Source organism: Acrocarpospora corrugata, assembly GCF_009687845.1.
Lineage (GTDB): Bacteria > Actinomycetota > Actinomycetes > Streptosporangiales > Streptosporangiaceae > Acrocarpospora > Acrocarpospora corrugata.
Genome location: NZ_BLAD01000048.1, coordinates 22,985 through 41,562, shown reverse-complemented (window position 1 = coordinate 41,562; position 18,578 = coordinate 22,985). Strand labels below are relative to the sequence as shown.

Annotated in this window: 20 protein-coding genes and 1 pseudogene; 14 read left to right on the top strand and 7 right to left on the bottom strand. The window is 67.8% G+C overall.

Annotated features, from left to right (window positions below):
- Nucleotides 1–150 precede the first annotated feature (150 nt).
- The 5 genes from Acor_RS15425 (at nt 151) to Acor_RS15405 (ending at nt 3,363) form a co-directional block, all read left to right on the top strand.
- Nucleotides 151–567 carry a prevent-host-death protein gene (locus Acor_RS15425; RefSeq protein ID WP_155337333.1) on the top strand — a complete coding sequence of 139 codons (417 nt, stop codon included), beginning with the start codon at nt 151–153 and terminating at the stop codon, nt 565–567.
- The gene (locus Acor_RS44350) at nt 564–989 is read left to right on the top strand and encodes a cytotoxic translational repressor of toxin-antitoxin stability system (protein ID WP_155337332.1); all 426 of its coding nucleotides are present in this window, start codon (nt 564–566) and stop codon (nt 987–989) included. The genes Acor_RS15425 and Acor_RS44350 overlap by 4 nt, the downstream gene beginning before the upstream one ends.
- Nucleotides 990–1,402: 413 nt before the next feature.
- A complete protein-coding gene (locus Acor_RS15415; protein WP_155337331.1) occupies nt 1,403–1,867 on the top strand; it encodes a hypothetical protein in 465 nt (154 codons plus the stop codon).
- 133 nt (nt 1,868–2,000) lie between these two features.
- Entirely contained in the window at nt 2,001–2,789 is a 789-nt protein-coding gene (locus Acor_RS15410; protein WP_155337330.1) for an MBL fold metallo-hydrolase, read from the top strand.
- Nucleotides 2,790–3,006: 217 nt separating this feature from the next.
- Nucleotides 3,007–3,363 carry a hypothetical protein gene (locus Acor_RS15405; RefSeq protein ID WP_155337329.1) on the top strand — a complete coding sequence of 119 codons (357 nt, stop codon included), beginning with the start codon at nt 3,007–3,009 and terminating at the stop codon, nt 3,361–3,363.
- Nucleotides 3,364–4,189: 826 nt separating this feature from the next.
- Here Acor_RS15405 and Acor_RS15400 read toward each other — a convergent pair.
- Nucleotides 4,190–4,624: a YbjN domain-containing protein gene (locus tag Acor_RS15400; RefSeq protein WP_155348673.1), complete on the bottom strand. Its 435-nt coding sequence runs from the start codon at nt 4,622–4,624 to the stop codon at nt 4,190–4,192.
- 26 nt (nt 4,625–4,650) lie between these two features.
- On the opposite strand from Acor_RS15400, the gene Acor_RS15395 reads away from it, so the two are divergent.
- The 4 genes from Acor_RS15395 (at nt 4,651) to Acor_RS15380 (ending at nt 8,996) form a co-directional block, all read left to right on the top strand.
- The gene (locus Acor_RS15395) at nt 4,651–5,562 is read left to right on the top strand and encodes an RNA polymerase sigma-70 factor (RefSeq protein ID WP_246238668.1); all 912 of its coding nucleotides are present in this window, start codon (nt 4,651–4,653) and stop codon (nt 5,560–5,562) included.
- Nucleotides 5,563–5,566: 4 nt separating this feature from the next.
- On the top strand, nt 5,567–6,334 hold the full coding sequence (locus Acor_RS15390) for an SDR family oxidoreductase (RefSeq protein ID WP_155337326.1): 768 nt from the start codon (nt 5,567–5,569) through the stop codon (nt 6,332–6,334).
- A gap of 67 nt (nt 6,335–6,401) precedes the next feature.
- Nucleotides 6,402–7,007 (top strand): class I SAM-dependent methyltransferase, encoded by a 606-nt coding sequence (locus Acor_RS15385; protein WP_170316948.1) that lies wholly within the window; start codon nt 6,402–6,404, stop codon nt 7,005–7,007.
- Nucleotides 7,008–8,996: a phosphocholine-specific phospholipase C gene (locus tag Acor_RS15380; protein WP_308805654.1), complete on the top strand. Its 1,989-nt coding sequence runs from the start codon at nt 7,008–7,010 to the stop codon at nt 8,994–8,996.
- Nucleotide 8,997: 1 nt separating this feature from the next.
- Here Acor_RS15380 and Acor_RS15375 read toward each other — a convergent pair whose 3' ends face one another.
- The gene (locus tag Acor_RS15375; RefSeq protein ID WP_155337323.1) at nt 8,998–9,144 is read right to left on the bottom strand and encodes a hypothetical protein; all 147 of its coding nucleotides are present in this window, start codon (nt 9,142–9,144) and stop codon (nt 8,998–9,000) included.
- Nucleotides 9,145–9,676: 532 nt separating this feature from the next.
- Nucleotides 9,677–11,560 carry a beta-galactosidase gene (locus Acor_RS15370; RefSeq protein WP_155337322.1) on the bottom strand — a complete coding sequence of 628 codons (1,884 nt, stop codon included), beginning with the start codon at nt 11,558–11,560 and terminating at the stop codon, nt 9,677–9,679.
- 47 nt (nt 11,561–11,607) lie between these two features.
- On the opposite strand from Acor_RS15370, the gene Acor_RS15365 reads away from it, so the two are divergent.
- The 5 genes and pseudogenes from Acor_RS15365 (at nt 11,608) to Acor_RS15350 (ending at nt 14,442) form a co-directional block, all read left to right on the top strand.
- Nucleotides 11,608–12,171 carry a glycoside hydrolase N-terminal domain-containing protein gene (locus Acor_RS15365; RefSeq protein ID WP_170316947.1) on the top strand — a complete coding sequence of 188 codons (564 nt, stop codon included), beginning with the start codon at nt 11,608–11,610 and terminating at the stop codon, nt 12,169–12,171.
- Between the two features lie 173 nt (nt 12,172–12,344).
- Nucleotides 12,345–12,482: pseudogene (locus Acor_RS46290) on the top strand (hypothetical protein); the annotation flags it as partial.
- 151 nt (nt 12,483–12,633) lie between these two features.
- Nucleotides 12,634–13,056, top strand: a complete 423-nt coding sequence (locus Acor_RS15360; protein ID WP_155337320.1) for a glycoside hydrolase family 95-like protein — start codon at nt 12,634–12,636, stop codon at nt 13,054–13,056.
- A 10-nt stretch (nt 13,057–13,066) separates the two neighbouring features.
- A complete protein-coding gene (locus Acor_RS15355) occupies nt 13,067–13,381 on the top strand; it encodes a PadR family transcriptional regulator (RefSeq protein WP_218034306.1) in 315 nt (104 codons plus the stop codon).
- Nucleotides 13,381–14,442 carry a hypothetical protein gene (locus tag Acor_RS15350; protein ID WP_155337319.1) on the top strand — a complete coding sequence of 354 codons (1,062 nt, stop codon included), beginning with the start codon at nt 13,381–13,383 and terminating at the stop codon, nt 14,440–14,442. The genes Acor_RS15355 and Acor_RS15350 overlap by 1 nt, the downstream gene beginning before the upstream one ends.
- Here the strand turns inward: Acor_RS15350 and Acor_RS15345 are convergent.
- The 4 genes from Acor_RS15345 to Acor_RS15330 are packed head-to-tail and all read right to left on the bottom strand — an operon-like array spanning nt 14,439 to nt 18,507.
- Entirely contained in the window at nt 14,439–15,437 is a 999-nt protein-coding gene (locus tag Acor_RS15345; protein WP_246238667.1) for a LacI family DNA-binding transcriptional regulator, read from the bottom strand. The genes Acor_RS15350 and Acor_RS15345 overlap by 4 nt on opposite strands.
- Before the next feature lie 29 nt (nt 15,438–15,466).
- Nucleotides 15,467–16,303, bottom strand: coding sequence for a carbohydrate ABC transporter permease (locus Acor_RS15340; RefSeq protein ID WP_155337318.1), 837 nt, complete (start codon nt 16,301–16,303; stop codon nt 15,467–15,469).
- Nucleotides 16,300–17,190 carry a carbohydrate ABC transporter permease gene (locus Acor_RS15335; protein WP_155337317.1) on the bottom strand — a complete coding sequence of 297 codons (891 nt, stop codon included), beginning with the start codon at nt 17,188–17,190 and terminating at the stop codon, nt 16,300–16,302. The genes Acor_RS15340 and Acor_RS15335 overlap by 4 nt, the downstream gene beginning before the upstream one ends.
- Nucleotides 17,191–18,507: an ABC transporter substrate-binding protein gene (locus Acor_RS15330; RefSeq protein ID WP_155337316.1), complete on the bottom strand. Its 1,317-nt coding sequence runs from the start codon at nt 18,505–18,507 to the stop codon at nt 17,191–17,193.
- Between the last annotated feature and the right edge of the window lie 71 nt (nt 18,508–18,578).

Below are 18,578 nucleotides of genomic sequence, written 5' to 3'. Positions count from 1 at the left end.
TTTGCCTCGGCTCGACGTCTATGGCGTCGACCGTAATGTTCCGGGGTGCTCTGCGGGGGCGCCCTGGCCGATCGGTCAAGTACGCCAAGTACTTGACGTACTTGACCGATGGTGGCATGCTGAACGCACGTCTCGCTGGAGGTGCTTGCCATGACCGTCGTTCACTTCGACAGCTATACGGATGCTCGCACGCATCTAAAGGCGCTTCTGGACGCGGCCGAGAGGGGGCGCGTTGCCACGGTGCGCCGCGAGTCGGCCGTGACGGCCCTTGTGGACGTTGAAAGGCTGCGTCACTACCTCACAGTGGTCACCCCTTCTCGCGCGCAGGTGGTTCCTGAAGCTGGTGGTTGGTCGATTTTCATCCCGGGACTACCTGTCGCCGCGGACGGGGCGACCTTTGATCAGGCTGTTGCGGAGATGATCGCAGGGCTGCGTGAGTACGCCGAGGACTGGCAGGACCACCTGCTCGACACGCCGAATCACCGTGAGAACTGGGGGATTGTGCAGTTGATCAGCCTCAGTGATGACGATCAGTTGCGTGAGTGGCTGGTGGGGGCTATCCGGTGAGCTGGCCGCAGCCCACTCGTGACCATCATGATCGTTTCTGTCGAATCGAGGGCTGGCGACAGGTACGGAACGCTCGGGGAGGAACGGGAACTCACCACGTCACCTACGAGCTGGATCTTTCTGACGGCAGGATACTGAGAACCCGGATCTCCCATCCGGTCGATCGCAGCACCTACGGCCCAGGTATCTGGAGTCACATTCTCCGTGATCAACTTCAGGTGGATGGGGCGACCTTCTGGGCATGTGTTCAGAACCAGGTGAAACCCGATCGGGGAGTGCCCGAGCTCCCGTCGGAGGCGCTGCCTGCCGATCTCGTCTTCATGTTGATCTCAAGGGTGGGTCTCGACGAGACGACGGTCGCAGAGATGAGTAAGGATGAGGCCATCGCCAGACTGCAGAAGTACTGGATCGACGGCACCTAATCCGAGGGAATACCGCACCCTCCGAATGAGTGCACTGCCCCAGTATCCACCGAAGTCGTCCGGTCTAGCCGGAACTCAGCGCTTCGGCGAGGTCTTGGTTTTGCGAGGAGGTCCGGCCTTTTGGTCGGGCCTCCTCGCTATTGCCGCAGGGCACTCACCCGCCGGCCTCCGGTTTTTGATCAGCGATGAGGCGGCGCAGTGCGGCGTGCGCGGGTGGGCCCCAGGTGGCAGATCCCGCACCAACTCGGCGGTGATCTCGATCCCGGTGTGCGTCATGCGGATCAACGGTAGCCGGCTGGCAGCCGGCTCGTTCCAGCTGCTCGATGGTTGTCTGGGGTGTCCAGCGAACTAGCTGGTTGAAGATCAGGTAAGTACGCTGGCCTCTGGCTGCCGCGCCGGCGAAAGGGCCGCTAATGATCACCGAGCCGACGTTGACCCAGATCGGCCAGGGGGTGGAGTTGCATCACCACCGGGGTCAGCGGGAAGCCGCTCGCGACCTGTTCGCGCAGATCTGGGACGACATCGGCGGCGAGGAAGGTGACCCGCTGCATGTTTGCGTGCTTGCCCACGCGATGGCCGACGTGCAGGACGACGTGCACCAGGAGTTGGTGTGGGATCTGCGAGCGCTTGCCGCTGTCGGCCTGGTCACTGATGAGCGGGTGGCGCAGGCCGGGGTGACGCTCTCGGTGGCCGGCTTGTATCCGTCGTTGCACCTCAATGTGAGCGAGTGCTATCGGAAGCTGGGCGATCTCGATCGCGCCCGTGAGCACCTGCGGCAGGCGCGGGCCGAGATCGGCGCGCTTGGCGATGACGCATATGGGCAGCTCATTAAGGGTGGCCTGGAGCGGCTGGCCGAACAGTTGGGCGATGTCACCTGACTGCGAGCCCGGCGAATCTTCTGATAGGCGCGATCGTCCCGGGCTACGCCAACGGCGGATTCCCGTCCGGCCGGTACGTCGGCAAGATGGCCGCCGCCGCGCCGAGGGCCTTCGGCGTGCCTAGAATCTCCGGATGGCTGAGGCGTGGTGGGTCGAGGTAGGTGACGGGATCTGGGTCCGGCGGCACACCGAGCTGGATCTCTCCCTCGGGCTGATCATCGGTGAGCGCTCCTGCCTGGTCATCGACACCGGCGGCGACGAGTCCCAGGGCTCCGCCTTCGCGACCGCCATCAGAGAACTCACCGACCTCCCCTGGACAGTCGCGCTGACCCACGCCCATTTCGACCATTCCTTCGGCACCGCCGCCTTCGACGCGGCCACGGTATGGGCCCACCCCGCCTGCCGCCACGAACTCCAGTCGACCGCCGAACACCAACGCCAGGAATGGGCCACCTATTACCAAAACAAAGACAATCAGGAAATATCCGAACAAATACGGCGCGCTCGAATCGTCCTTCCGGTTCCCGCTCCACCGGACACCGACCTGGGCAATCGAATCGTCCGCTTCATCCACCCGGGCCCCGCCCACACCAACCACGACCTGGCAATCCACATCCCAGACGCCCACGTGGTATTCGCCGGCGACCTCCTGGAACAAGGCGCCCCACCCGCCTTCGGCGACGCATTCCCCGCCTCCTGGCCCCAAGCCCTGAACAACATCCTCGCCGTCAACCCCGCCACCCTCGTCCCCGGCCACGGAAACCCGGTGACACCCGCCTTCGCCAGAGCCCAGCAAGCGGAACTCGCCCAAGTAGCCCACCTCTGCCGCCTGTTCCGGGAGGGCACAATCACAGCCGAGGAAGCGATCGAGAGATCCCCCTACCCCGCGGAGTTCACCTCGGAGGCGCTCGATCGGGGCTGAACGTTGGCAGTTCACCCGAGCCGAGGCCACACCCTCTTGCCAGACCGTGGAGCGATCTCGATGGCGAGGTCCCGCCCATGGCGCGCATGGCGAGGGCGAACGCGTGCGCGACCGCCGGAACGCGACCTTGATTCGGATGCTCGTCAAACCCCGGTGACGGTACGACAGTCGCTGAAGAGGGCTTGACCGACCCTGAAGCGGCGGGGATGGTGCTGACTTGGCGACGACCGGCAATTCCCTGGCCAGTGACAAGGCGTTACTGCGTATCTATTCGGCGGCATTGACGCGTGTTCTGCACGACCGCGAAATCCGCGACGCGTTCGACCACGTCTGGGTGAGGCCGCTGCAGATCCGTCTTGAGATGGAACGGGACGCCGCCGAGGTGATGGCGGAGGCGCCGCAGGAGTACAACGCGTACCTTCGCGCCCGTCATCGGCATCGCGGACGATCCGCCACCGTCGTTCTGCCAGACCCGGGCTCGCCAGGACATTCCAGGACCGTCGCCGATATCTCGGCGAAGACAAACATCCCGCGATCGTCACTGACTTTTGTCCTGGTCGCCACCAAGCCTTGACATGCGAAAACCCGACGCTAGGCCGGTCTCCGGCCTGTAAAGCTCGTCCAGTTGTGGAACCTTCATCCATCTAGCGGTTGAAACCGCCATACTTGCCGCGTGAGTGACCTGCTTCCTCTATACACCACAGACAGTGCTCCAGAGCACCCCAACGCTCAGGTGCGATCTGCCTGGTTGGTGTGGGCATCCGGCGGCATCACCGGAAAGCGTCATCCAGTTGAAAAGGCACTAGAGGACCTTTCGGATTATGCGAGGGAAGGCGGCGCTCAAGCCGTCTTGGGCATAAAGGTCGGTTTTATGGGTGAATTCGGGAACCCAGTAGTTTTCGGTACCGCAGTGATATGGGAGCGGTAGACGCGCTATCGGTGTCGGTAGTGGCTGGTTGCCGGTATCGGCCGTCTACGCGGCCGGAGCCGGGGACAGCATGACGTCGCTTTACCTGGAGCGGAAACGAGGCACCGCCGAGTCGTCGGCCTCACCGAGCCCAATATCGCGTTCTGCCACTGCCTGTCCGGCGGGATCCCCCGCGACCTGATCCGGGCGGCCCGCGCGGTCGTCCGTACCGCCCGGACGCAGAGCACGGTCACGCTGGCCACGGCGATCATCCGCGAGAACTCCTCGGCAAAGCCCGCGCCATCTTCGCCGCCTGCGCCTACTTCTGCGCGACCCTCGAAGAGATCTTCAGAGCCGGGCTCTCGGCCGACCGGGTCCGCGACGGCGTCGCCGATTTCGACGCGCTGGCCGCCGCGCGGCACGCCTTCGCGCTGGACACCGGGCTCGCGTGGCGAACGATCTCAGCGGTCCGTCAGTCGTGGGATCTGCCGGTCTAGTCGACCTCGAAGGACAGGCGGTCGCTGAGCCAGCGGTGGAACTTTATGGCGAAGCGGACCCAGTGGGCGACGATGGTGGTGAGGTGTTCGCGGGTGACGCCGGCGCCGATGTAGAGCTGGGCGTCGCCTATGACGCGGATGATGCCGTTGTCGGGGGTGAAGGCGTAGACCTTCGGCCACATCGTGTCGGTGTTCCACTCGTTCAGGGCGGTGAGCAGGAGCGGCTTCTCGTCGATCGAGTAGTGCCGGTCATAGAACGTGCGAATGGTAAAAAGATCGCCTTCCGCACCGAACAGGAAGAAGACCGTGAGCGCGTCGGTGGAGATGGCGAGGTCGCCGTCTGAGTCGAAAGTGAACTCGATATCGAGCTCATTGAGAATCTCGATGATCAGTTCCTGGTCGGGCTGGACCACGGCCGGGGATGGGCTCACCCCTCCATCCTGACAGACTGACGCTCGTGTTTGATGACCCTGACGCGGAGTTCGAAGAACACCGGCCGAGAATGTTCGCCCTCGCGTATCGGATGCTAGGGTCGGCCACAGAGGCGGAGGATGTCGTTCAGGACGTCTACCTGCGGTGGAACGGTGCGACCCGAGAGACGATTCAGGCACCGGGGGCGTGGCTGGCCAAAGTGGTCACCAACATGTGTCTCAACCGGCTCACTTCGGCGCGGGCGCGACGCGAACAATATGTCGGTCCGTGGCTCCCGGAACCGATCCTCACCGACGTCCTAAAACCAGATGAACCGGCCGAAACCGTACTGCTGCACGAGTCGGTTTCGCTGGCTTTCCTGCTCCTGCTGGAACGCCTGACCCCCGCGGAACGCGCCGTCTTCGTCCTCCGTGAGGCCTTCTCGTACGGCTACCGCGACATCTCCGCCGTCCTCGACCTCTCCGAGGCCAACTGCCGCCAGCTCCACCGCCGCGCCCAGCGCCGCCTGGGGGAACAGCGCAGGTTCGACGTCCCCGCGCAGCGACGTGAGTCGATCGTCCGGCGTTTCCTCACGGCCGCGGGCAACGGCGACCTGGCCGCCCTGGAGCAGCTGCTGGCCGCCGACGTGACGGCCTGGTCGGACGGCGGCGGCAAGGCGAGCGCCGCCCGCAAACCGGTCCTCGGGCCCGTCAAGATCGCCCGTTTCGTGCTCGGCCTGGTGACGAACGGCCCGGCCGTCGAGGTGACGTTCACCCAGGTCAACGGCGAACCAGGGTTGGTCGCGACGGCGGGGGGAAGGGTCATAGTCGTGGCAGCGTTCGAAACCGACGGGGAGCGGATCTTCGCTCTACGTTCGGTCCTCAATCCCGACAAACTCCGGTATGTCTCCCGGCAGCTGCAGGACCTGTCACATCCCGGGAGGCCATCCGGTTCTTAGGGCCATGAACGAATCCATACTTGTCACAGGCGGCACCGGAGCCCTGGGGCGCGAGGTCGTCGATCGTCTCAAGAACGGCACGCGCGACGTCCGGGTGCTGAGCCGCAAACCAGGGGTGTACCAGGGGGATCTGCGCACCGGCCAGGGCGTGGCCGAGGCGGTGGCGGGGGTGGGCACGATTGTGCACCTCGCCAGCGATCCGCGGACCAAGGGGGCGGATGTCGAGAGCACTCGTCATCTGCTGGCGGCGGCGGCGCCGGGCACTCACATCGTCTACGTCTCGATCGTGGGGGTCGACCGGCATCCGTACTGGTACTACCAGGAGAAGTACCAGGTCGAGCAGATGATCGAGGCGTCCGGGCTGCCGTACACGATCCTGCGGACGACGCAGTTCCATGATTTCGTGCGGTTCCTGGTTCAGGGCATGACGCGGATGCCGGTCGCGCCCGTCCCGATGGGGTGGAGCGTGCAGCCGATCGACACCGGTGAGGTGGCCGATCGGCTGGTGCAGCTGGCGCTCGGGGCGCCGGCCGGGCATGTGCGCGACATGGGCGGGCCTCAGGTGATCCCGCTGCGGCAGCTGGTCAACATGTATCTGCACGCCTCGGGGCGGCGGCGGGTGCTGGTGCCGATCTGGGTGCCCGGCAAGATGGCCGGCGCCTATCGGGCCGGCCTGCATCTGGCTCCGGCGAACAAGACCGGGCGGATCACCTTCGAGGAGTTCCTCGCCGTCAACGTCAAGCCCGGCAGCCCGCCCAGAAGCTACGGGTGACGGAACGGGCTTCATCCCCATGTCTTGACTTCAAGTCGGCTTTAACCACCAGCCTGAAGGGATGGAAATGAGGGAATTGAAGTCCTGGGCCGTCGAAGGCCCCGTCAGCTCGCCGTTCGCCTTTCCGGAGGGCCGGCGGGGCCGCTGGGCCGGCTGGTTCATGAGCGTCACCAATCGCCAGCGCCAGGTCACCACGCTGCTCGACCGGGGGCAGGACGATCGAATCCTCGAAGTCGGCTACGGACCGGGCAAGCTCGTCGCCCTGCTGGCCCGCTCCGGAACCGTCTACGGGGTGGACCCGTCCGCGGAGATGAAGGTTCAAGCCACTTTCCGCAACCGCAGGAAGGCTCGTGCCGGCCGGGTCGATCTCCGGCTGGGTACGGCTGACGCCACCGGCTTCCCCGACGACTCCTTCGACTACGTGATCAGCGTGAACAACGTCGCCCTCTGGCCCGACCTGGAAGCGGGCCTCCGGGAGCTCCACCGGGTCACCAAGCCCGGTGGCCAGCTGGTGATCGGCTGGCACGGGGGCACCCGTCCCAACCGGATCACCCGCCGTCTCCGCCTGCCGGAATCCATGCTGTCCCGGATCCAGGACGCACTGGCCGACGTGTTCACCAAAGTGGACCGCCACGAACTCCGCTCGCTGACGGTTTTCCGCGCGATCCGCTGACTGAATAGGCTGCCTTCTGCACCGAGCACTACGGCAGAAGGACCCCCCATGCAGCTGTCGGACAGCATCGCCCGCGCCGCCGCGATCCCCGCCGACACCCGCACCGGCACTCTCCAGGATGTCGAGCACATCGTCGTGCTGATGCAGGAGAACCGGTCCTTCGACCAGTATTTCGGGTCGTTGCGCGGGGTGCGCGGCTTCGGCGATCCCCGGCCGGTGGTGCTGCCCAGCGGCAAGCCGGTCTGGTACCAGTCCGACGGCACCCGTGACGTGCTGCCGTTCCGTCCCGAGGGCGGGCCGCTGGGCGGGAGGTTCCTGAAGGATCTCGACCACGAGTGGAACAGCGGTCACGACGCCTTCAACGAGGGGCGATACGACCGCTGGATCCCGGCCAAGACGGCGGGAACCATGGCGTACCTCACCCGGGACGACCTTCCGTTCCATTACGCGCTGGCTGACGCGTTCACCGTCTGCGACGCCTTCCACTGCTCGGTGCTGGGGCCCACGGATCCGAACCGGTTCTACCTGTGGAGCGGTCACACCGGGAACGACGGGACCGGGGGCGGGCCGGTGCTTCGGAACGACCAGCTCGGCTACGGGTGGACGACCTATCCGGAGCGGCTGGAGCGGGCCGGGATCTCCTGGAAGATCTACCAGGACATCGGGGACGGGCTGGACGCCGCCGGGAACTGGGGGTGGACGCACCACGCGCCGTACATCGGCAACTACGCCAGCAACAGTCTGCTGTTCTTCGACGCCTACCGGGACGCGCGGCCGGGCGATCCGCTGTACGAGAAGGCCAGGACCGGGACGAACGCCAAGGCCGGGGAGGGGCTTTTCGACATCTTCAAGGCCGATGTGGTCAACGGGCGGCTGCCGCAGGTCTCCTGGCTGGCCGCGCCGGAGGCGTACAGCGAGCATCCGAACTGGCCGGCCAACTACGGCGCCTGGTACATCGCGCAGACGCTCGACGCGCTGACGGCCGATCCGGACGTGTGGAGCAAGACCGTGCTGCTCATCACGTACGACGAGAATGACGGCTTCTTCGACCACGTCGTCCCGCCCTATCCGGCGGGATCGCCCGAGCGGGGGGCGTCGACCGTGGACGTCACCGGCGAGATCTACACGGGCGGCGGCGACTTCCGCGACGGTCCCTACGGATTGGGCCAGCGGGTCCCGATGATCGTGGTGTCGCCGTGGAGCAAGGGCGGCTGGGTGTGCTCCGAAGTGTTCGACCTGACCTCGATCATCCAGTTCATGGAAGCCCGCTTCGGGGTGGCCGAGCCGGGCATCTCGCCCTGGCGGCGCGCGATCTGCGGGGACCTCACGTCCGCGTTCGACTTCACCACGCCGGACCCGGCCCCGGCGGCGCTCCCCGACACCAGCGGCTACGCCCCGCAGGACCGGCTGCGCCACCCCGACCACGTGACGCCGCTGCCCGCCGATCCGCCGCTGCCCAAGCAGGAGCCGGGACGCAGGCCCGCGCGGGCGCTGCCCTATGACCTGCGGGTGGACGGCCGGACTCGGGCCGACGGCTCCTTCGTGGTCGAGTTCGAGAGCCGGGGTGCGGCGGGCGCGACGTTCTATGTCACGTCGGCGGACGGCCGTGGTCCGTGGACGTACACCGTCGAATCCGGGAAGACGTTGTCGGACACCTGGCCGCCGGGCGAGCACGACCTGTCGGTGCACGGGCCCAACGGATTCCTCCGCACCTTCCGCGGGAACGGCCCCGAGGTCGTCTTCGGGGAGGCGCTGACGATCGTCAACACGGGCGACGTCGCACGCGTGCTCACTGTCACGGACCGCTACGGCGTCGCCGCCGTCTACCCGATGGAGCCGGGCGGTGCCGTGACCCACGCCGTGCCACTGTCGGACGGCTGGTACGACCAGGAGTTCACCTCCGGCGACCCGCAGTACGCCCGCCGCCTGGCGGGGCACGTCGAGAACGGCGAACCCAGCCTGAGCGACCCCGGAATCAGCACCGGATGAATCAGGCCACCGTCGTCGGGTCGGTACGCTTCGGGAAGTGGATGATCTTGGCGGGCCGGTACTGGCTGAGGTGAATGATCTTGGTGTCGTGGTTGACGGACGTGAGTGAGCTGGGCCTCCGGCGCAGAGCGGACCGGATGTCTCTCACTTTGGCTAGCGGTGGCACCACCTTGAGCATCGCTATCCCCCCGGGCGTGACGATTTCGTTACCTAACATGAATTTTCTACAGATGAAGGCATAAAACTGCTGTAAAGCGCCTAGAACGGCAGCAGGCGTCCGGACGGGGATCGGAGGTCGAGGTCATCGGCCTTCGCGCCGCGACGCAAGCGTGACTTGGGAATCCGGATTCGTCGGCGGCTTCCTTGAATGGCCATGATGATCGCCCTCCTTCCGGTGATGTTGAGCAGACTATGCGCCTTCCTGTTTGCCGTCCCCTTGTTTTTTACTGGCAGTTTTTGACCGTTGCCAGGAGAGGACGGCTGCGGGCGCGCGGTGGTTGACACCCTCTGCCGTTCTGGTTGGAATGGGCGCCCCGGCTCGCGCGGGCGTGTGAAAGCCGGGGCGCGTGAGGCGAAGTAGCCTCGGCCGGCCATCGGGACCGGCACGCGGACAGTAGGCCGGTGTGACTCCCGCATGAAAGGCCAACAAGGGCCCGTTAAGCCGCCATTCCTGATCCAGTTCACGTTTGGGCAGGTCGGTGGCAAAGATCGTTGAAGACCGCGAAACCGCCTGGGAGCAGGGGTTCCGGGGCGATGCCCGAGATGGTGTCGGCGGTGTGGTTGATGGCGTAGACGGTTCCGTCGCGATGGCGGACGATCTCGACGCCGGGCGGGGTGATGGCGGCGGGCAGACCGGCGGCGGTGAGCAGCGCGGCGTAGCCGTCGTCGTCGAGGTTGGTGGACAGGTACCAGGCCGTGCCGGCGCCGTGCCGGTTGCGGGTGATCGCCGGGGTTCGGTCGGGGTAGGCGGCGAACGCGTCGGCGCTGGTCAGGCGGATGTGCTCGGTCCAGATCGTCCCGGTCAGCCCCATGGTCAGCGGGACCGGTTCGGTCAGCGGGCAGAACTCGTCGACGGAGATTCCGAGCAGGTCGCGGAGGGCGCCGGGGTGGCCGCCCAGGTGGACCCGGCAGTGCTCGTCGACCAGGCCGCTGAAGTAGGAAACGATCAAGGTGCCGCCGGCGCGGACGAAGCCGGTCAGGTTGGCGGCGGATTCGGCGCTGATTAGGTAGAGGCTGGGGACGAGGATCATTTCATATGGCGAAATATCGTCGGATGGGTGGGCGAAGTCGGGGGTGATTCCGTGCCGCCACAGCACGCGGTGGGCCTGCCGGACCGAATTGAGGTAGTCGAGATCGGGGGCGGGCAGGCCGGGGGATTGTTGGGCCCACCACGCTTCGTAGTCCCAGAGGATCGCCACCTTGGCGGCGATTCCGGGGGTATGCCGGGGGAGTTCGGCAAGCGCCCTCCCTAATGCCGATATTTCGTGGAATGTGCGGGAGTTGGGGCCGGCGTGCGGGACCATGCCGTGGTGCCATTGTTCGGTGCCGCCGCGGGAGGCCCGCCACTGGAAGAACATCGCGCCCTGCGAGCCCCGGGCGATGTGCTGGAGCGAGTGCCGCGCCATCGCGCCGGGCGGTTTGGGGATCATCCGGCCGCCGCTGTACCGCACCCCGGCGGCCTGCTCCATCAGCAGCCAGGGCCGCCCGCGCGCCCACGACCGGGCCAGGTCGGCGGCGAACGCGCTCCCCTCCTCCGGGTTCCCGGACGGGTAGTCGTCGATGGCGACCAGATCCACCTCCTCGGCCCAGCGCCGGTGATCGACCGGCACCCAGCCGCCGAAGACGAAGTTGGTCGTCACGGGCACGCCGGTCGGGCGGAGGATGTCGCGCTGCTCCCGGTAGCAGGCGAGCATCTCGTCGGAGAGGAAGCGGCGGAAGTCCAGGGCCTGCGCGGGGTTGGGGAGGTACTGCGTCTTTCGCGGGGGTGTGATCTGGGACCAGTCGGAGTAGTGCTGGCTCCAGAACGAGGTCGTCCAGGCGTCGTTGAGTGCGGTCAGGGTGCCGTGGCGGTGGGTCAGCCAGGTGCGGAAGGCGGTGGCGACGTGGTCGCAGTGGCACCAGGTGCCGTATTCGTTGTGGACGTGCCAGAGGGCGAGGGCGGGGTGCTTGCCGTACCGGTCGGCCAGGGTGGTGGCGATTCGGCGGGCCGCGGCGCGGTAGGGGGGAGCGCTGGCGCAGTAGGTGTCGCGGCTGCCGTGCGTGAGCCGTACCCCGTCGGCGGTGACGGTGAGCGCGTCGGGGTGGGCGAGGCCGAACCAGGGCGGTGGGGAGGCGGTCGGGGTGGCGAGGTTGACCTGGATGTCGTTGGCGTCGAGCAGGTCGAGGACCCGGTCGAGCCAGCCGAAGTCGTACTCGCCGGGGGCGGGTTCCAGGCGGGACCAGGAGAAGACGCCCACGGTCACGAGGTTGACCGCCGCCTCGCGCATCAGGGCGACGTCCTCCTGCCAGACCTCCTCGGGCCACTGCTCGGGGTTGTAGTCGCCGCCGTAGCGCAGGCCCGCCATCGGCCCCCCTCTTGCCGCCCATTAGGATGGAGGTCAAACTAATTGCCATGATCTCCGGTGTCAACGGCTTCGGCTCGCGTACCTGTACCGACGACTGGGAACATGCCCTGATCACCGGAAACGGCCGTCAGGGCGCGCTGGTGTACGGCGGGCCCCGCGCGTTACGTGTCACGTTCTCCCACGAACGCCTGTTCCTCCCGGTCGGGCCCCCACTCGACCCCCCGAACACGGTCCGCATCCTGCCCGAACTTCGCTCTCTGCTGTACGGCGGCGCGTACCAGCAGGCGGCCGACCGCGTGCTCGACCTGGCCATCGAGGAGAACCCGGCCTACGCGGAACTACGCCAGATCGACCCTTTGGTCCCCTCGGCGACCCTCACCTTCCGCCCGCTGACCAGCAGCTCCCCATATTTCCGGGAATGTGATTTCACCTCCGGTGTCGTCACGCAGGGCTGGCCCGGCTTCGCTCAGGAGGTGTTCGCCTCCCGCGCCGACGACGTGATCGCGATCCGCCTCACCGGCGACATCAACGGCGTTCTCGACCTCGCCCCACCCGAAGACCCCCGCTCGAATGCACGCCCTCGATCACCGACGCCTACACCCTGCGCCTGACCACCCCCTCTACCGCGTCGAATGCCGCGTGAGCGCCCAAGGCGGCCACCTCCGGACCACCGGCATGACCGAAGCCGCGACCTTCTACGAGGACTTCCTGGACCCCCCAGGGCAACTTCGCCCCGTCGTACTCCCCGGAGAACGCCCCACCCGGCGAGACCGCCCAGGCCGCGATCAACGCCACCATGGACCTCGCCGCGGTCCGCGACCTGCTCACCAACCTCGGCAGAGTCGCTCCGAGCTCCCGCTGGGAGACGTTGGCGCGGCGATTGCCCGCCTACCGGACCGCCCCGACCGGCGAACTCGCCGAATGGGCGTGGGACCTCAAGGACAACCACGAACACCGCCACGTATCCCACCTGTATCCCTTCTGGTACGAACCCGACCTCCACCTCGCGGCCCCCGGGGACGCTGGCCGTACGGAAGCGCCTGGACTGGCGGCGAAGCGCCGACTCCGACGAGATGGCCTTCGGCCTGGTCCAGCTCGGGCTGGCCGCGGCCGGACTCGGCCTGACCGCCGAGGCGCACGAGGCCCTGACCCTGCTCAGCACCCGCTACTGGCGCCCCAACCTGGTCTCCACCCACAACCGCGACGCCCTCTTCAACGTGGACATCTGCGGCGGAACCCCCGCCCTGATCGCCGCCATGCTCCTCCGCTCCACCGACGAGGGTCGCATCGACCTGCTCCCCGCCTGCCCCTGGCCATCCGGCGAGGCCACCGGCCTGCTGGCCAGAGCCGGTATCAGGGTCGACCGCCTGTCCTGGTCCCCCGAGAGGATCGAAGTCACGCTGACCGCCCGCGAGACCATCACCGCGACCGTCAACGGCCAGGAGCTCCAACTCCTCGCGGGGATCCCCATAGACGCCTTAGCTCTACCTAGGTAGAGTTCGGCGCGTGGTCAGGAACACGAAACCTTCGGCGCAGACCCTGTCGGTGATGGCGGTGCTGTCTTCAGCGCCATTGGACTGGCGGCACGGCTATGACCTCGCCAAAGAGACCGGCCTGAAATCGGGCACGCTCTACCCGATCCTGATCCGGCTCGCCGGCCGGGGGCTCCTGGAGGCCCGCTGGGAGGACGAACAACCCGCCGGGCGCCCCAGGCGGCACCTGTACCGGCTCACCGCCGAAGGCGTCACCGTCGCGCAGGAATCAGCCGCATCCAGTCCCCGACCGACCGGAATCCGCCTCCTGGGCGTGGAAGGAGCCTGATGGACCGGTTACTGAGCTGGGCGGTCCGGCTGCTGCCGCCGCACCGGCGGGACTGGGGCGAAGCCCTCCAGGCCGAGTCCGGGCACGTTCAGGGCCGGTCGGCGCGACTGCGCTGGCAGGCCGGAGGGCTGTTGCTGGTGGCCAGGGAGGCCGGAATGATCCGCAGCATCGGATACACATTCTCCGCGGTGGTGGCGGGAGCCGCCCTGGTCTGGCTCGACTGGCATCCCGGAACCGAGAACGTGGCCGCGCCGACCAACCGGGCCGCCACGATCGCCGTGGTGACGCTGCTCGCCGTCCTGCCCTGGCTGACGCGCCCGTTCCTCGGCCCGGTCGCCGACAACCGCGCCGCCCGGATCGTCCGCGTCGGCGGCTATCTGGCCATGTACGCGCTGCTCGGCGTCATCGTCGGCCTGTCCCGCTTCGCGGGCAGCAGATTCGACCACTTCGTCGCCTTCGACCAGGCCAACCACGACGCCGAGATGCGCAGCGGCGCCGTGGTCGGCGCGATCCTCGTGCTGACCCTGCTCGGCGGCTACGCCCTGCTGATCCTGACGGCGACCTCCCGGCGCGTGTCCGCCGACCCCGCCACCCTGGCCGCCGGATCGGGCCTCGGCGTCGCCGCCGCGCTGGTCGTCTACACGCTGATGCCGCTGGGCGGCCTCCCGGACTCCGCCGCCTACCTCGGCGTGCTGACCCTGCTTCCGCTGGGCCTGCTCCTGGCCGCCGGCCCGGTCGCCGCCCGGTACACCCGCCGCCCGGCGACCTTCACCGCCACGGCCCGCCGCGGCACCCTGGCCGGCCTCTACGCGGGCACCGCCGCCGCCCTGGTCGTCGCCATCCTGACGATCACCACCATGCTGACGCTGCCGGGCCAGGTCGACCTCAAATGGGCCAACCCCAGCCCCAGCGTCCCGCACGGCACCCCGTTCGAGATCCAGATGAGCGTGGGCGACTCCGCCGCGAAATACGAGGCCGGCCTGATCGCCGGCCCTCTGCTCGGCCTCCTGCTCGGCGCTTTCGGCGGCCTGGTCACCCCGCGCCGCAAGGACGGCTCCTAAGCGGAATCGCGGACGATCAGCATGGTGGGAATCGTCACCGACGGCACGTGTTCCGCGCCGTCGATCAGGTCCAGCAGGATCCGGACGGTCTCCTCGGCGATCTCCGCCAGCGGCTGCCGGATCGTGGTCAGGGCGGGATGGGTGGACATCGCCACCGCGGAGTCGTCGAAGCCGCCCAGCGCCACGTCCTCGGGGACCCGGCGGCCGGCGGCCCGGAGCGTCGACAGCGCCCCGGAGGCCATCACGTCCGAGGCCGCGAAGACCGCGTCGAGGTCGGGGGAGCGCTCCAACAGCCGCGCCATCGCGCTCTCCCCGCTCAGCCGGGTCCAGTCGCCGTGCTCGATGAGCTTCTTGGACGCCTTGCGCCCGAGCACGTCCGCGAACCCCTCCAGCCGCTGGATGCCGCCGGGCGTGTCCATCGGCCCGGTGATCATCGCGATCTTCTTCCGGCCCTGTTCGACCAGGTAGCGCGTCATCTGCTGGGCGCCGCCCCGCTCGTCGCACGCCGCGTACGGGATGACGTTCTCCCGCCCTATCACCGCACCACACGACACGGCCGGAATGCGCATCCCGTCCAGCGCGTCCACCAGCGGATCCCCGGCGTGCGTCGACAGCAGCAGCACCCCGTCCGCGTGGCCGCCCTTCACATACCGCAGCACCCGGTCCCGGTCCCCGGCGTCTCCGGCGATCATCATCACCAGCGACATGTCCCGCTCCGCGAGCCGCCGGATGGAGGTCCGGATCGTCGTGCTGTAGTTCGGGTCCTCGAAGATCTTCTCGTGCGGTTCCGAGAGCACTATCACCACCGAACCGGCCCGCTGGGTGACCAGGCTGCGGGCGTTCCTGTTCACCACGTAGCCGGTCTCGGCGATGGCGCGCTCGATGGCCAGGCGGGCGGAGGTGCTGACGTAGCGGTCCCCGTTGAGCACCCGCGAGACCGTCCCCCGCGAGACCCCCGCGGCCGCCGCCACGTCGTGGATTGTCGGCCTCTTCACACTGGCATTCTCCACTAGCGCCCGGCCTGCTAGCCCTTGAGGGCTCCGCCGGACAGATCGGTCCGCCAGTAGCGCTGCATGGTCAGGAACAGCGCGATCAACGGGATGATCGACAGCAGCGCGCCGGTGATGATCAGGTTGTACAGCGAGGGCTGGTTGGCCCCGGCGGCGAGCAGCGTGTACAGCCCGACGGTGAGCGGGAACTTGCCGTCGTCGCCCAGCATGATGAACGGCAGCAGGAAGTTGTTCCAGATGGCCACGAACTGGAACAGGAAGATCGTCACCATCCCGGGCACCATCAGCGGCATGGCGACCCGCGCCAGCAGCCGCCCTTCCGAAGCGCCGTCGATCCGCCCTGCCTCCAGCAGCGAGTCCGGCACGGCCGCGCTGGCGTACACCCGGGCCAGATAGATGCTGTACGGATGCAGGATCTGCGGCAGCAGAACCGCCCAGTAGGTGTCCGCCATCCCGAGCTTGGAGAACAGCAGGTACTGCGGCACCGCCAGCACCACCGACGGCACCAGAATCCCGCCGATCAGCACATTGAAAATCAGATTCCGCCCCGGAAACGCGTACTTCGCCAGCGCGAACCCGGACACCGCCGACACCAGCGTGGACAGCAGCGCCCCACCCCCGGCGTACACCACCGAGTTCAGCATCCACCGCCAGAACACCCCGTGCCGGTACGCGTTGAGCTCCCGCACGTTCTCCAGCAGCCCGGTCCCCGGCGTCAGCGTCCCCAGCGTGAACAGCTCGCCCGGCGCCTTGCTCGCCGAGATCAGCACCCAGCTCACCGGCAGCAGGCAGTAGATCGCGCCCAGCACCAGCAACCCCGTGGGCAGCGCGCCCACCGGCCGCCGGCTCACCGGCTCTCCCCGAACGCGCGCCCGCGGACCACCCGCAGGAACCCGAACGACAGCACCAGCGACACCGCCGCGATCACCAGCGAGGTCGCCGCCGCCGAGTACAGGTCACCGGTCACGAACGCGTCCCGATACACCTTCATCAACGGACTCCAGGTCGAGCTGATCGTGTTCGAGAACGGCCGCAGCGTGGTCGGCTCGGTGAACACCTGAATGGTGGCGATGATCGAGAACACCGTGGTCAGGATGATCGCCGGCACCAGCATCGGGATCTTCACCCGGAGCGCGATGGCCAGCTCGGAAGCCCCGTCCATGCGCGCCGCCTCGTAGTAACTCCGCGGGATCGCCCGCAGATTCGTGTACAGCACCAGCATGTTGAACCCGGTCCCGCCCCAGACGGCCACGTTCGCCATCGAGTACGTCACCGCCGACGCGCTCAGGAAGTCGATCCCCCCGATCGGCGTCAGGCTCGGCAGGTAGAGGAACCCCCACAACAACGACGCCACCACCCCCGGCACCGCGTACGGCAGGAAGATCGCGATCCGGGAGAACCGGGCCAGCCGCACATACGCGGAGTCCAGCAGCAGGGCGAACAGCAGGGCCAGCCCGAGCATCACGACCAGCACCAGCGCGCCGTAGCCGAGCACCCGCAGCCAGCCGGCCCACAGCTCGCCGTCGGCGACCGCCGCGCGCAGGTTGTCCAGGCCGACGAACACCTCCCGCCGCGACCCCTTGCCCAGGCCGAGCCCGGACACCCGGGTCCGCCGCAGCGCCAGATGCACGGTGTAGCCGATCGGCACCGCCAGGAACAGGAGGAACAGCACGATCGCCGGCGTCAGGAACAGGTAGGGTGCGGAGCTCCGGGGAGCGCCGCCGCGCGTCCTGGCCATCTACTGGGCCAGCGTGAAGCCGGACTTCCGCATGTCCGCCACGGTCGTGTCCTGCATGGTGCCGACCGAGGCGCTGAACGGCGACTTATCCTGCAACGCCTTGTCGAACGCGTCCTTGTACGCGTTGTACGTCACGCCCACGTTCGGCCCGAAGGTGAACCCGCGCGCCGAGGCGCCGATGGTCGCGGCCTGCTGCCAGAAGTCGGGCTGGCTCTCGGCGAAGTACGCCGGGGGAGTGCCCAGCGCGGCCTGGCCCTTGCCGGAGGCCGGATACACGAACGCCTCCTTGACCAGCAGGTCGATCCCCTGCGGGTCGGTGTTCAGCCAGGTCGCGAACTTGACCGCGGCGGCCCGGTTCTTGGAGGTGGCGGAGACCGCGGTCGACGAACCACCCCAGAAGCCGCTGAAGTTCTCGCCGGCGTTCCACTGCGGCAGCGGCGCGATGGCCCACTTGCCCTTGCCCTTGGGCGCGTTGCTCTCCAGCACGCCCGGTCCCCAGACGGCCGACGGCCAGCTCAGCTGGGTGCCGTTGTTGAGCGCCTTGTTCCACTCCGGGGTGAAGTACGGCTGGTCGTCGATCACGCCCTCCTGGACCAGGCCGCCCCAGAAGTCGGCGACCTTGGTGGTGGCGGTGTCGTTGATGCCGACCTTCCACGCCTCCCCGGAGATCGACCACCACTGCGCGCCCGCCTGCTGGGCGAGCCCGGCGAACCAGCCGGGGTCCTTGCTGGAGAAGCTGCCCAGGTAGACCTTCGGGTCGGCCTTGTGCACGATGCGGGCTGCCTCGGCGTACTCGGCCCAGGTCTTGGGGACGGCGATGCCGTACTTCTCGAAGAGGTCCTTGCGGTAGTAGAGCATCATCGGGCCGCTGTCCTGCGGGATCGCGTAGACGGCGTCGGTGCCGAGGGTGACCAGCCCCCAGAGGCCCGCGCTGAACTCCGGCTTGACGGCGGCGGTCTCGGCGGCGATGTCGGCGACCGCGTCGGCGGCGATGAACGACGGCAGGTGCTGGTATTCGGCCTGGACCAGGTCGGGGGCGTTGCCGGCCTTGGCGGCGGTGAGGAACTTGGCGGCCGCGTCGTCGCCGCCGGCCTGCTTGCTCACGGTGACCTGGATATCGGGATTCGCCTGATTCCAGACCGCGACGATCTTGTCCATGTTGGGGGCCCAGGTCCAGTAGATGAGGCTGACCGGGCCCGCGGGGGCCGACGAGGCCGCCGTGGCCGGCGCCGCCTCGGGGGTCTCCGCGGTTCCGCCGCATCCGGCGGCGAACAGGGTCGCGAGAGCCGCCGCTATGGCCAGGCGTTGGGTACGCATAGGTGCCTCCGCTGGGTATCTGTGAACGTTCACAGAGTGGAATCGCCCCGCGAGGGCTGTCAATGCTCGTT